The organism is Pantoea sp. QMID4 (assembly GCF_030270445.1).
Taxonomy (GTDB): domain Bacteria; phylum Pseudomonadota; class Gammaproteobacteria; order Enterobacterales; family Enterobacteriaceae; genus Pantoea; species Pantoea vagans.
Genome location: NZ_BSXL01000003.1, coordinates 255,973 through 269,471, shown reverse-complemented (window position 1 = coordinate 269,471; position 13,499 = coordinate 255,973). Strand labels below are relative to the sequence as shown.

10 protein-coding genes are annotated in these 13,499 nt (G+C 57.0%); 8 read left to right on the top strand and 2 right to left on the bottom strand.

What is annotated here, in order from left to right:
* Nucleotides 1–68: 68 nt before the first annotated feature.
* The gene (locus QSK07_RS08680; protein WP_098052373.1) at nt 69–2,918 is read left to right on the top strand and encodes a bifunctional diguanylate cyclase/phosphodiesterase; all 2,850 of its coding nucleotides are present in this window, start codon (nt 69–71) and stop codon (nt 2,916–2,918) included.
* Nucleotides 2,919–2,929: 11 nt separating this feature from the next.
* Here the strand turns inward: QSK07_RS08680 and QSK07_RS08675 are convergent, their stop codons facing one another.
* A complete protein-coding gene (locus tag QSK07_RS08675) occupies nt 2,930–3,994 on the bottom strand; it encodes a LacI family DNA-binding transcriptional regulator (protein WP_285721374.1) in 1,065 nt (354 codons plus the stop codon).
* A gap of 223 nt (nt 3,995–4,217) precedes the next feature.
* Here QSK07_RS08675 and QSK07_RS08670 point away from each other — a divergent pair, with 223 nt between their 5' ends.
* Nucleotides 4,218–5,528 (top strand): MFS transporter, encoded by a 1,311-nt coding sequence (locus tag QSK07_RS08670; RefSeq protein WP_285721373.1) that lies wholly within the window; start codon nt 4,218–4,220, stop codon nt 5,526–5,528.
* A gap of 10 nt (nt 5,529–5,538) precedes the next feature.
* The gene (locus QSK07_RS08665) at nt 5,539–7,902 is read left to right on the top strand and encodes a glycoside hydrolase family 31 protein (protein ID WP_285721372.1); all 2,364 of its coding nucleotides are present in this window, start codon (nt 5,539–5,541) and stop codon (nt 7,900–7,902) included.
* A gap of 357 nt (nt 7,903–8,259) precedes the next feature.
* Here the strand turns inward: QSK07_RS08665 and ftnA are convergent, their stop codons facing one another.
* Entirely contained in the window at nt 8,260–8,766 is a 507-nt protein-coding gene (gene ftnA / locus QSK07_RS08660; RefSeq protein ID WP_033733871.1) for a non-heme ferritin, read from the bottom strand.
* A 141-nt stretch (nt 8,767–8,907) separates the two neighbouring features.
* On the opposite strand from ftnA, the gene QSK07_RS08655 reads away from it, so the two are divergent.
* From QSK07_RS08655 to prfC, 5 genes are all read left to right on the top strand, one after another.
* The gene (locus tag QSK07_RS08655; protein ID WP_285721371.1) at nt 8,908–9,060 is read left to right on the top strand and encodes a hypothetical protein; all 153 of its coding nucleotides are present in this window, start codon (nt 8,908–8,910) and stop codon (nt 9,058–9,060) included.
* A gap of 196 nt (nt 9,061–9,256) precedes the next feature.
* On the top strand, nt 9,257–9,925 hold the full coding sequence (locus tag QSK07_RS08650; protein ID WP_285721370.1) for a nucleoside recognition domain-containing protein: 669 nt from the start codon (nt 9,257–9,259) through the stop codon (nt 9,923–9,925).
* Entirely contained in the window at nt 9,915–10,388 is a 474-nt protein-coding gene (locus tag QSK07_RS08645; RefSeq protein WP_003848518.1) for a YjiG family protein, read from the top strand. Before QSK07_RS08650 ends, QSK07_RS08645 begins: the two co-directional genes overlap by 11 nt.
* 4 nt (nt 10,389–10,392) lie before the next feature.
* Nucleotides 10,393–11,496 (top strand): M20 peptidase aminoacylase family protein, encoded by a 1,104-nt coding sequence (locus QSK07_RS08640; protein WP_285721369.1) that lies wholly within the window; start codon nt 10,393–10,395, stop codon nt 11,494–11,496.
* Between the two features lie 293 nt (nt 11,497–11,789).
* Complete coding sequence (gene prfC, locus QSK07_RS08635; RefSeq protein WP_098053131.1) at nt 11,790–13,376, top strand: peptide chain release factor 3; 1,587 nt, start codon at nt 11,790–11,792, stop codon at nt 13,374–13,376.
* The last annotated feature ends 123 nt before the right edge of the window (nt 13,377–13,499 follow it).

The following is a 13,499-nucleotide window of genomic DNA, read 5'->3' as shown; positions in this document are numbered from 1 at the left end:
TAGTCTCGGCTCGCGATTGAGAACATTCCTAAGCCTTTACCAGGCTACCGAGCAGCAGGCAAATAACAATGGATAATAACTCTGATGTCATGTATCGCATGCTGGTACAAAGCGTGATCGACTACGCGATCACCATGCTTAAACCGGACGGAACTGTTGCCAGCTGGAACGGCGGGGGTCTGCACGTCCTTGGTTACAGGCCAGACGAAGTTATCGGACAGCACGCCGCCCTGTTTTACAACGAAGAGGATCGCCGCCGTGGTCAGCCGCAGCGCGAACTCGATATCGCCGCCACCACCGGACGTTACGAAAACGAAGGCTGGCGCTGCCGTAAAGATGGCAGCAGCTTCTGGGCACACGTGGTCATCTATCCGATCCGCGACGAGACCGCTCAGCTGATTGGTTTTGCGGCGGTCTGCCGTGACTGCACCCGGCAGCAGGAGCAGCAGCGCAAAGAGCGGGAGCAGGAGATGCGCTTCCGCCTGCTGGTGGAGGGCGTCACCGATTACGCCATCTACATGCTCGATCAGGACGGAAACGTAGTGAACTGGAACGCCGGCGCGCAGCGGGCCAAAGGCTATGTGGCGGAAGAGATTGTCGGCCAGCATTTTTCCCGTTTCTACAGCGCGCAGGATCGACTCAATCATACCCCCAGCCAGAACCTGCAAACTGCGTATCGTACCGGCCGTTTTGAAGATGAGGGCTGGCGCTACCGCAAAGATGGCAGCGCGTTCTGGGCCCATGTGGTGATCGACACGATCCGTGACGATCAGGGTAAATTGCTGGGTTATGCCAAAATCACCCGTGACTGCACCGAACAGCAGCGTGTCCGCAGCGAGCAACGGGAGCAGGAGCAGCGTTTTCGCCTGCTGGTCGAGGGTGTCACCGATTACGCCATCTATATGCTCGATGTCGACGGCGCGGTCATCAACTGGAATGCCGGTGCCCAGCGCGCCAAAGGGTATAAAGCGGAGGAAGTCGTGGGTCAGCACTTCTCGCTGTTTTACAGCGCTCAGGAGCGACTGAACCGCACGCCGGAAGCCAACCTTGGTATCGCACTGAAAACCGGCCGTTTTGAGGATGAAGGCTGGCGCTACCGTAAAGATGGCAGCGCGTTCTGGGCGCATGTGGTCATCGACGCGATCCATGATGATGACGGTAAGCTGATCGGTTTCGCCAAGATCACCCGCGACCGCACGGAAGGCCGTGAGCAGGAGCAGCAGATCCTGCGCGCCCGGGATCTGGCCGAAGCCCAGAGCACGCAGAAAACCGCCTTGTCTAAATTCCTGGACAACATCATTGCTAACATTCCCTCCTGCGTGATTGTTGAAGATGCGATCACCCGCGAGATCCTGCTGGTTAATGACCGTACTCAGCAGCTGTTTGGCCTGTCAAAAGCACTGATCGTCAACAAGCGTCCGCACGAATGCATGTCGCCTGAGCTCAGTGACTATTTTAACAATCTGGCGGACGTTGCACTGCGCAGTGAGGGCATGCATGAGCGTGAGCAGTTGCTGATGACCGCCAGCGGCGAACGCATTCTGCATACCCGCGCCACCGCGATTAATGGCCAGGATGCACGCCGCAACTACCTGATGCTGCTGGTGGAAGATGTCACCGACCAGCGTGCCGCCGATGCCCGTATTCACCATATGGCGCACCACGACAACCTGACCAGCCTGCCGAACCGCATCCTGTTCCGCCAGCGTCTGAGTGAGGCGTTGCGCACCGCGAGCCAGATGCAGCGACAGACCGCCGCGCTGTGCCTCGATCTGGATAACTTCAAAAATGTGAACGATGCGCTGGGCCATCAGATTGGCGATGAGCTGCTGCGCAGCGTGGCTAAACGTCTGCGTAACACGCTGCGCGATCAGGATACGCTGGCACGCATCGGTGGCGATGAGTTCGCCATCGTGCTGCCCTCGGTCGCGAACAGTGATGAGGCGAGCATTGTGGCGCAGCGTCTGATTGAAGCGATTCGTCCACCGGTCAACGTTGAAGGTCATAATCTGTCGGTCGGGCTTAGCGTAGGTATTGCGCTCAGCACCACCATCACCAATACGCCGGAGCAGCTGCTGCGCTGTGCGGATATGGCGCTGTATGAAGCCAAGCGTAATGGCCGCAACCGCTATGAGCACTTTACGCTGGAGATGGATGATGTGGCGCGCAGCCGCCGTCTGATTGAGAACGATCTGCGCGATGCAATCAGCGGCGGGCATCTGCGGCTCTACTATCAGCCCATCACCAATGGCGATCATCGCACGATTATTGGCTATGAGGCGCTGATGCGCTGGCATCATCCAATCCGTGGGCTGATTATGCCCAACGATTTCATCCCGATTGCAGAAGAGACCGGCCTGATTCATATGCTGGGAGCCTTTGCGCTCTATGAAGCCTGTCGTGAAGCGGCAAGCTGGGAAGGGGAGCAGTCAGTCTCAGTCAACCTCTCACCGCTGCAGTTTAAAAACAGCTCGCTGGTGCCGGTGGTCGAAGGCGCGCTGAAGGAGTCGGGTCTCGATCCGGCGCGACTGGAAGTCGAGATCACCGAATCGGTGCTGCTGGATGACTCACTGGGGAATATCCGTACACTGCAGAATCTCAAGGCGCTGGGTGTACAGATTGCGCTGGATGATTTCGGCACCGGCTATTCGTCGCTGAGCTATCTGCGTTCCTTCCCGTTCGACAAAATCAAAATCGACAAATCGTTTATCAACGACATGGGCGACAGCCGCGAGGCGCTGGCGATTATCCGCGCGATTACCGGCATGAGCCGCAGTCTGGATATCCAGATTACCGCTGAAGGCGTGGAGAGCAATGAGCAGTTCGCGAAGCTGCGCGATGAGGGCTGTACGCTGTTCCAGGGCTTCCTGTTCGGACGGCCTCAGCCGTCGGAACTGCGGCTGAAAACGCTGGGTTAATCAGCGCCGGGTTAATCATAGAGGCCATGCTGCTGAACCGGCGCATGGCTGAGATTATCGCGGATGCGGCGTACCGACTCGCGCACCACCAGCCTGCCATTCAGCAGCAGGCTGCCGGTGGGGGTGCCGGGATTCAGCCGCATCTCCTGCAGCATTCTGACTGCCGCGGCGCCCAGCTCATCACGTGGCACCTGCACCGAGGTCAGCGGAATGTCGTGGATAGCGGCCAGGTTAAACCCGTCCATGCTCATTACCGAGATATCCTGCGGCACCCGCAATCCGGCCTGCTCCAGCGCAGTGACGGCCCCTGCGGCGATGTAATCCCCGCTGGCGAGAATCGCGGTCGGGCGCAGCGCGTCAGGGCAGTGGCGCAGATATTCCCCCAGTCGCTCCGCCGCCTCATTGCTGCTGAAGCTGTTCAGGGTCAGCAGATGCTGGCGGCTGTCAAAGCGCAGATTCATGGCGTGCCAGGCGTCACGTACGCCCTGTAAGCGCTGCTCCATGGTGTAGCGGCGCAGGCAGTGCAGCGACAGGATCTGCCGGTGTCCCTGCTCAAACAGATAGCGCGCGGAGAATTCCCCAATAAGCTGATGATGCGGCGAAACCGACGGCAGGCGCATCCGGCGATCGCGGGCGTTAATCAGCACACAGGGTTTGTTCATCTCCGCCGCCAGCTGATGAATATGCTCATCATCAATGCCGATCAGCAGGGCGGCTTCGGTCTGCTGCATCTTATCGATAAACAGCGCGGCATTACTCTCCACCTCTTCCAGCGGACAGTAACGCAGCCGCACCTCATGTGGCTCCACTGCCTGGCTGATCCCCTGAATCACCTTGTAGTAGAAAATGTCGCTGCGTACGTCAAACGCGCGCGGCGGGGCAAAGACCATTAGGTTATTCAGCAGCAGGCGACCGCTGTGCAGGTTATCCAGCACGCCCTGCTGCTGCGCCACGGCCAGCACTTTGTCCCGCGTCGCGGGCCGGGTATTCGCTTTTCCCGCCAGCACCCGCGATACCGTGCTGATCGAGACGCCGCTCAGCGCCGCAATCTCACTGATTTTCAGCCTTTGTCTCATTCTGTGATCGCCTTCAAATCTGCTGATGAAAAATTTTTCACAGCCTGCTGAATCGCGTCAGATAAGCGTTTCAGTGCCATTTCCTGTCGGGACTCAGCCTGCCATGAAAAGCGTTGCAAAAAAGTGGCTGTACCCACGTTTCACACTTTTTTAACGTCGCTTACAGGACACGCGGTACGCCAGCAGGCGGTGTGCGTCGTTAATGGCAATCAGGAGTGGCACAATGAGCCTCGAATCAACAACCAAACCCATCAGTGCGTCACGCACGGTGCGCGTGATTAGAAATTTACGCTGGTGGATGCTGGGAATGTTTTTGCTGGGTGTAACCGTCAACTACATCACCCGTAACTCCCTCGGCATTCTGGCACCGGAACTGAAAACCAGTCTGAACATGACCACCGAACAGTATTCGTGGGTCGTAGCAGCATTTCAGCTCGCCTATACCCTGTTTCAGCCGATTTGCGGCTGGCTGATCGATGTGATCGGACTGAAGATGGGCTTCCTGATTTGCGCGCTGATCTGGTCGCTCACCTGTCTGCTGCACGCTGGAGCGGGAAGCTGGCTGCATCTGGCGCTGCTGCGTTTTGTCATGGGTGCTTCCGAAGCGGCGGCCACGCCCGCTAACGCCAAAGCGATTGGTGACTGGTTTCCGAAAAAGGAGCGCCCGGTCGCGGCGGGCTGGGCGGGCGTCGGCTTTTCGATTGGTGCGATGCTGGCGCCGCCGATTATCTATGTTGCCCACATTACCTTTGGCTGGCAGGGCGCATTTCTGCTGACCGGCGGCCTGGGGCTGCTGTGGGTGGGACTCTGGTGGTGGGGCTATCACTCACCGGAGTGCCATCCCCGTCTTTCCGATGATGAACGCGCCTTTATTAATCAGGACAACGAGGCGACTGGTGAAAAGCTGCCGTTCTTCACCGCGCTGAAAGTGATTGGTAAAGAGAAGAAATTCTACGGCATCGCCATTCCGGCCTTTCTTGCTGAACCCGCCTGGGCGGTGCTGAGCTTCTGGGTGCCGCTCTATCTTGCCAATGAGCGCGGCATGGATCTTAAGCAGATCGTAATGTTCGCCTGGCTGCCGTTTCTGGCCGCCGACCTCGGCAGCGTCGCCAGCGGCTATCTCACCAGGATCTATGTGCGCTGGTTTGGCATGACCCGTGTGAATTCTATTGTCGCCAGTTCAGTCACCGGCGCGCTGCTGATGGTGTCGCTGGCGCTGATGACGCTGGTGAAAGATCCCTGGCTGGCGATTGCCCTGATCGCCGTCGGTGGCTTCGGTCATCAGGTGATCTCCTGCATGCTGAGTGCGCTGGTGGTGGAACGTTTTGATCGCCGCCAGATGGCCACCGTTAACGGTATGCGTGGTTCCTGCGCCTGGATCGCCAGCTTTATCTTCTCGCTGATTATCGGTGTTACCGCCGATACCATCGGCTTTAATCCGCTGTTTGTGGCGATGGGCTTCTTTGACCTGATTGGTGCCGTTTTCCTGGTGATGCTGATCGCCGAACGCCGCCAGCGCCCTGCTAACCCATAAGGATATCGTGATGAAAACGCTGAAGAACTGGACGCTGCATCAGCAGGCCGATCACTTTGTTGAACTCAAGGTCGACGCGCGACATTTCCTGCGGCTTTACGTGCTGGAAGAAAAGCTGATGCGCGTGCTGCTGTTGCGCGACGGTGAGCTGGCGCTGAACCGCACCTGGAACATTGCGCCAGAGCACGATGTGCCCTGGCAGGGACGTGACCGTGAGGCGCTGGACGGCTTTACGCTGCCCGCATTTCAGGTGGAGCATGATGCGCAGCAACTGCGCATCAGCACCCGACAGCTACGGGTGACGGTGCATCAGCCGCTCTGCCTGAGCTGGGAGCAGTTTGATGGTAAGAGCTGGCAGCCGCTGACTGCCGATCGTCACACTGGTGCCTATCTGCTCAATGCCCATGGCGACGGCGTCGAGCACTATCAGCGTCGGCAGCCGCAGGATCGGGTGTATGGTCTGGGCGAGAAGAGCGGCGACCTGAACCGCGTTAACCGGCGTTTTGAAATGCGCAATCTCGATGCCATGGGCTACAACGCCGCCAGTACCGATCCGCTCTATAAACATATTCCGTTTACCCTGACGCAGCGCGATGGCGTCAGCTTCGGCCTGTTCTATGACAACCTCAGCAGCAGCTGGCTCGATCTCGGGAATGAACTGGATAACTACCATCTCCCCTATCGCCGTTACCGCGCTGAGGCGGGCGATCTCGATTATTATATGATGCTCGGTCCGACGCTGCTCGACGTCACCAAAGCTTTTGTCCGTCTGACCGGGCATACGCTGTTTCAGCCAAAGTGGAGCCTGGGCTACAGCGGGTCTACCATGCATTACACCGACGCGCCTGACGCACAGCAGCAGCTGCAATCCTTTATCCGCCTGTGTCGCGAGTATGAAATCCCCTGCGACTCGTTCCAGCTCTCTTCCGGTTATACCTCGATCAATAACAAGCGTTATGTCTTCAACTGGAACTACGACAAAGTCCCGAACCCCAACGCGCTGAGCGATGCGTTTCATCGTGCCGGAATGAAGCTGGCGGCCAACATCAAGCCCTGTCTGCTGCAGGATCATCCGCGCTATCAGGAAGTGGCTGCGCAGGGGCTGTTTATTCGTGACTCGGAACAGGATCGCCCGGAGCGTTCGGTGTTCTGGGATGATGAGGGTTCGCACCTTGATTTCACCCATCCGCAGGCGGTGCGCTGGTGGCAGGAGAATGTCACGCAGCAGCTGCTGGAAAAAGGCATCGATTCCACCTGGAACGACAATAACGAATATGAAGTGTGGGATGGCGAAGCGCGCTGTCACGGTTTTGGTCAGCCGATCGCCATCAAGCATATCCGGCCAGTGATGCCGCTGCTGATGATGCGTGCCTCGATGGAAGCGCAGCAGCAGTTTGCGCCAGACAAACGCCCCTATCTGATCTCCCGTTCCGGCTGTGCCGGGATGCAGCGCTATGTGCAGACCTGGAGCGGCGATAACCGTACCAGCTGGCAGACCCTGCGTTACAACATCCGTATGGGGCTGGGGATGAGCCTTTCCGGGCTGTTTAACGTCGGACACGATGTCGGCGGTTTCTCTGGCGACAAGCCGGATGCCGAATTGTTTGTGCGCTGGGTTCAGAATGGCGTGATGCATCCGCGCTTTACCATCCACTCGTGGAATGACGATCACACGGTGAACGAGCCATGGATGTACCCGGATGTCACGCCGATGATCCGCGAGGCGATCCGGCTGCGCTATCGTCTGATGCCTTACCTCTATAACCTGGCGTGGCAGGCCAGCGTGGAAGATGAGCCAATGCTGCGTCCGACCTTCCTCGATCATGAGCAGGACCCGCAGACCTGGCAGGAGTGTGATGACTTTATGCTGGGCCGCGATCTGCTTGTCGCCAGCGTCGTGGAGCAGGGCGCACGGAGTCGGGAAGTCTATCTGCCACGCAACCAGGGCGGCTGGTATGACTGGCACAGCGGCAGGGCGTTTGCAGGTGGCGAAACGATTACGCTGGATGCGCCGCTGGATCGGCTGCCACTGCTGGTGCGGGCCGGTGCGATCATCCCGCTGGGCGAGTGCGAAACCACCACCGATGCGCGGCGCGACACCGTGCGGCAGTGGCAGCTATGGCCGGCACCGGAAGGCATAACCACTCAGGGCGAAATGTTTGACGACGATGGCGAGAGCCATGGCTGGCAGCAGGGCAACGCGCTGTGGCTGAGCTGGACGTTGTGCAGCAGCGCCAGCCGAATCGACCTGACGGTAGAAAAACGCGGAGATTATCAGCCTGTCTGGCGCGAGATTGCGCTGTTACTGCCTGCGGGTGAACGTCGTGAGCTGTGGGTGAATGGCGAGAAAGCGGCGAGTTACCGGCTGGCATAGCTGTGTTGAGGAGGCAGTGAAGAAAAGTCCGGCCCCGAAGCGGGGGCCGTTAAGGGCAACAGCAAAACCGGACCTGCTTCGCTGTGAGATCGTACTTGAGCAGGGAATACAGTCAGATCGGAAAGACGCTAAGGCCAGTCCATGACACGCTCGACCCGCGCGATTACGCCCCTCATCCCTGATGTGCGCCCGTGGCCGGGCCAACGCGTTGCGTTGTTAAAAAACGCTCCCGGCGTTTTTGTCCATGGCGCGGGACGCTTTCCTCCTCTGACCGTATTCCCTGCTACCTAAGCTTTATCATTGCTTACTGAAAGGGTACCAGGGAATTGTCAGCAGTCTGAACCGACCTGAAAGATATTATTCTGCGTGGTTCTCGGTGCTCATGCGGCCCAGATCTTTATCGACCAGGAACAGACCGTTGCCGCTGTTGCTGACCAGCGCCAGTTTATCCAGCACGGTTTTGAACAGCTTCTCTTCTTCGTGCTGCTCGGCAACATACCACTGCAGGAAGTTGAAGGTAGAGTAATCCTGTGACGTCATAGCGGCGTGAGCCAGCTCATTGATTTTGCTGGTGATAAGCTGCTCATGCTCCAGCGCCTGCTGCAGGATTTCATTCAGCGAGGTGAAAGAAACCGGTGGCGCAGCGATGGTGCCCAGCACCGGCATCGCGCCGGTATCGCTCAGGTAATCAAACAGACGCTGCATATGCTGCATCTCTTCGCGTGAATGCATCTTCAGGAAGGAAGCTGCACCCTCAAAACCTTTATCGCTGCACCAGGCGCTCATTTGCAGATAAAGATTGGCAGAGAAAAATTCCAGGTTCAGCTGGTCGTTTAAACGCCCAGTCATTTCAGCAGTCAGCATGGCCGAGTCCTTTTAAGAAGATGTTAACTAAACAGGTGGATGCGGTGAATTATGCATCATACATGTTAGTAAAGTGAAGCCTTTTTCGCAAAATAAGTCAATTTATCTGATTGATTTAAATAGAATTATTTCGGAAATTGAATGCGACCAATTCTCATTCTGTATCACCGGTTATCAGGCAACAACGTCAGGAGAATCAGCACCATGATAGTGCGGGCGATGGCTATTCTGCTGGTGCAAGAGTCGCTGCGGCAGACGAAATACCCGCTCTCTTATGCCGTCCCGGAAATATAACGTTGTGTTCTGAAAAATCATTTTCAGAGCGCGATAACAGGTATGGCGTGGATTAAGCGTCCTGTGTCGGGAAATAAGGCGGTAACAACCGTTCTCTTAGCTGCTCTGGCATAAATCCTGCTTAAAACTGAGTTCCATATATTGAAACTTGCCACGGCAGGGGACGGGCGGCAGGCCATGTTATCAGGAGAAAATAATGTCAGAAGAGAGTGTGGTTAATCCGGTAAAAATGACGGCGACCAAAGGCAGTTATATCGCTTTAATTTTTGCCATTCTGTTTTTCTCAGGGCTGTTTTATAACGTCGAGGGCCTTAAATGGCTGGGTGCGTTTGACTTCACCACGCTGGGCGGCAGCTTCGGCACCATGAAAGATCCCGCCAGCAACACCTTTCTCGGCGCAGGCGGACTTAGCGCCAAAGCGGGCTTCCTGTTTGCCCTGTCGCTGACGCCGACGGTAATGCTGGCGCTGGGTGTGCTGGAAATCTTTACCCACTATGGCGCGATTCGCGCGGCACATCGCTTGCTGACGCCGCTGCTTAAACCGCTGATGGGATTACCGGGTCATTGCGGTCTGGCGTTAATCACTGACCTGCAAAGCACCGACGCGGGCGCGGCATTAACCAAAGAGATGGCTGACCAGAAACAGATTGGCAAAAAAGAGTTGGTGGTGATGAGCGCCTGGCAATATTCCGGTGCCGGATTAATCAATAATTACTTCGCCATCGGTTCTGCGCTGTTCGCCTCAATGACGCTGCCAGTTATTATTCCGCTGTTATTAATGTTCGTTCTCAAATTTGTCGGTGCGGCGATAACGCGCGCTGTGTTAAACAGTGTTTATAAGAAGGATTTCGCCGATGGAAAATAAAATCGCGACAAGCAGTAATCCGTTCGATGTATTTGTGACCGGTGCGCGTAAAGGCTTTCATATCGCCATTCACAATCTGATGCCGAATGTGGTGATGGCCTATGTGCTGGCAGAAGTGCTGAACCTGCTCGGCATTATGCAGTTTCTCGGGCATGTGTTTGCGCCGGTGATGGGGCTGTTTGGCCTGCCGGGCGAGGCAATCACTGTGTTGCTCACCGCCTGGCTCTCCTCGTCGGCGGGCACGGGCGTCGCAGTAAGCCTGCTGACCAAAGGGCTGCTGACCGGCGCAGATATCACCATTCTGGCGCCGGCGATTTTCCTGATGGGATCGCAGCTGCAATATATGGGGCGGCTACTGGGCGTGGCCGATGTGCCTAAAAAATACTGGCCGCTGCTGATGCTGGTGAGCATCATCAACGCGCTAATCGCAATGTCTGTTATGCGTCTGTTTATTCAGGAGTAACGCTGTGTCTGAGGTATTAGAGCATTACCACTATCTGCATGAAATTCCGGAGCTGGGTTTTCAGGAGGTGAAAACCTCGGCCTACATCGCCGATCAGCTCGAGAAAGCGGGCCTGAAGGTGACGCGCAACATCAATAACACGACCGGCATTGTGGCGGAGATCGACAGCGGTGTGCCGGGGCCAGTGCTGGCGCTGCGTGCGGATATGGATGCGCTGGGCCACATCATTGATGGCGTGCCGTGTGCGCGTCACACCTGTGGTCACGACGGTCATTCATCGGTGGTGCTGACGGCAGCGGCGGCGCTGCTGCAGGAGGGCACCGTAAAACGTGGCCGGCTGAAGATTCTGTTCCAGCCCGCCGAGGAGCTGGGTGCGGGTGCGCTCTCGATGATCGAAGGAGGCGCACTGGATGATGTGGAGATGATTCTGGGCTTCCATCTGCGTCCGCTGGAAGAGTGCGTGGTCGGTCAGGCGTTGCCTGCGGTGCTCTACTCCGCCTGCAGCACGCTGGAAGCAACCATCCAGGGCCAGCCCGCTCATGCGGCGCGACCGCATCTTGGCGTGAATGCACTGGATGCTGCCGTGCAGGCGGTTCAGGCCGTCAACGCCCTTCATCTGTCCCCAGGCCTGACCTGGAGTGTCAAAGCGACCCGCTTCCTGTGTGATGCCGGTGTCACCAACTCGGTGCCGGATGAAGCCCGCGTGGTGTGGGATCTGCGTTCGCAGGAGAACGGGCCGATGACGCAGCTTAAAGAGCAGGTCACGCGCGCCATCACTCACAGCGTGGCGGCACTGGGTGCCACCGCCGAGGTCCGCGTGCTGAAAGAGATGCCCGCCGCCGAGATTGATGTTGAGGCGACAGCGGTGATCCGCGCGGCCATCGTTGAAGTGCTGGGTGAAGAAGGCGCACTGCCGACCCGAACCACGCCGGGCAGCGAGGACTTTTTCTACTATCCGGTGAAGCGTCCGGGTGTGAAGGCGGGCTTCTGGGGGCTGGGCACCAACCTGACGCCGGGGCTGCATCATCCCGACATGCGTTTTGATCTCAGCTCGCTGGAGATTGGTGTACAGATTTTTAAAGCCTGTGTCAGAAAGGTACTGGGATAACAAAATGGGGGCGGGTGCAGACCCGCCCGACTCTGTTGCCGCATCCGTTGTTCTCCGATTCTCCCTCTGTGAAATCCCGTCCCCTTCCCTGTAGGCCGCGCCCGCAAAATATTGTATGCTATGCCGCCTTAAAGCTGACCAGGTAACCGGATTTCACGCCAATGTAACGTCGCGCTGACCCGCCAACGATGAAACATCGTTTTTGGCACCGTTTACCCGCCGGTAAGGTTCTGCCGGCCACCGTGATTTATCAGCAGCGCCAGTACGTTGCGCTGCCTATTGAGAAGAATTCCATGTCTAATCCCTTTTTAGAAGAGGTGGCACGCCGCCGCACCTTCGCGATCATTTCGCACCCGGATGCCGGTAAAACCACCATTACCGAAAAAGTGTTGCTGTTCGGACAGGCTATCCAGACCGCCGGTACGGTAAAAGGCCGTGGCTCTAACCAGCACGCCAGGTCGGACTGGATGGAGATGGAGAAACAGCGTGGTATCTCTATTACCACCTCGGTGATGCAGTTCCCTTACCGCGATAGCCTGGTGAACCTGCTGGACACCCCAGGTCATGAAGACTTCTCGGAAGATACCTACCGTACGCTGACTGCGGTTGACTGCTGTCTGATGGTGATTGATGCCGCCAAAGGGGTCGAGGATCGTACCCGCAAGCTGATGGAAGTTACCCGTCTGCGCGATACGCCAATCCTGACGTTTATGAACAAACTTGACCGTGACATCCGCGATCCGATGGAGCTGCTGGATGAGGTAGAGAGCGAGCTGAAAATTGCCTGCGCACCGATCACCTGGCCTATCGGCTGCGGCAAGCTGTTCAAAGGGGTTTACCATCTCTACAAAGATGAGACCTATCTCTACCAGACCGGTAAAGGCCACACCATTCAGGATGTGCGCATCGTGAAGGGGCTGAACAACCCGGATCTCGACACCGCGGTCGGTGAAGATCTGGCGGCACAGTTGCGCGAAGAGCTGGAGCTGGTGCAGGGCGCCTCGCACGAGTTCGAGCAGGAGGCCTTCCTGAGTGGCGAACTGTCGCCGGTCTTCTTCGGCACCGCGCTGGGTAACTTTGGCGTTGACCACATGCTGGATGGCCTGGTTTCCTGGGCGCCGCGTCCAATGCCCCGTGAGACCGATACCCGTACGGTTGAAGCGAAAGAAGAGAAGTTCACCGGCTTCGTGTTTAAGATCCAGGCTAACATGGACCCGAAACACCGCGACCGCGTGGCCTTTATGCGTGTGGTCTCCGGTAAATATGAAAAAGGGATGAAGCTGCGTCAGGTGCGCACCGGCAAAGATGTGGTGATCTCCGACGCCCTGACCTTCATGGCGGGCGACCGTTCACACATTGAAGAAGCGTATCCTGGCGATATCATCGGTCTGCATAACCACGGCACCATACAGATTGGCGACACCTTTACGCAGGGTGAAAACATGAAGTTCACCGGTATTCCGAACTTTGCGCCAGAGCTGTTCCGCCGTATTCGTCTGCGCGATCCGCTGAAGCAGAAACAGCTGCTGAAAGGGCTGGTTCAGCTGTCGGAAGAGGGTGCAGTGCAGGTTTTCCGTCCGGTGCATAACAACGATCTTATCGTTGGCGCGGTCGGGGTACTGCAGTTCGATGTGGTCGTGGCACGTCTGAAAAGCGAATATAACGTCGAAGCGATCTACGAAGCGATTAACGTCTCTACGGCGCGCTGGGTTGAATGCAGCGACGCGAAGAAGTTTGAGGACTTCCAGCGCAAAAACGAAGTTAACCTGGCACTTGATGGCGGCAATAATTTGACTTATATCGCGCCAACCATGGTCAATCTTAATATTACGCAGGAACGTTATCCCGACGTGACCTTCCGTAAAACGCGCGAGCACTAATCGCCTGTTTCAGGGCCATTCCAGCAGGGAATGGCCCTGATTTCCTCACTCCAGACTCCTCCTAAAAACCCCGTTTTTTTTCTGTTTTGACGTGTGATCAACCAGTTAGCCAGGCAAATTGCA

Coding starts and splice junctions, on each gene's coding strand:
- QSK07_RS08680 (WP_098052373.1), top strand. CDS start 69: ATGGATAATAACTCTGATGTCATGTATCGCATGCTGGTACAAAGCGTG.
- QSK07_RS08675 (WP_285721374.1), bottom strand. CDS start 3,994: ATGAGACAAAGGCTGAAAATCAGTGAGATTGCGGCGCTGAGCGGCGTC.
- QSK07_RS08670 (WP_285721373.1), top strand. CDS start 4,218: ATGAGCCTCGAATCAACAACCAAACCCATCAGTGCGTCACGCACGGTG.
- QSK07_RS08665 (WP_285721372.1), top strand. CDS start 5,539: ATGAAAACGCTGAAGAACTGGACGCTGCATCAGCAGGCCGATCACTTT.
- ftnA (WP_033733871.1), bottom strand. CDS start 8,766: ATGCTGACTGCTGAAATGACTGGGCGTTTAAACGACCAGCTGAACCTG.
- QSK07_RS08655 (WP_285721371.1), top strand. CDS start 8,908: ATGCGACCAATTCTCATTCTGTATCACCGGTTATCAGGCAACAACGTC.
- QSK07_RS08650 (WP_285721370.1), top strand. CDS start 9,257: ATGTCAGAAGAGAGTGTGGTTAATCCGGTAAAAATGACGGCGACCAAA.
- QSK07_RS08645 (WP_003848518.1), top strand. CDS start 9,915: ATGGAAAATAAAATCGCGACAAGCAGTAATCCGTTCGATGTATTTGTG.
- prfC (WP_098053131.1), top strand. CDS start 11,790: ATGTCTAATCCCTTTTTAGAAGAGGTGGCACGCCGCCGCACCTTCGCG.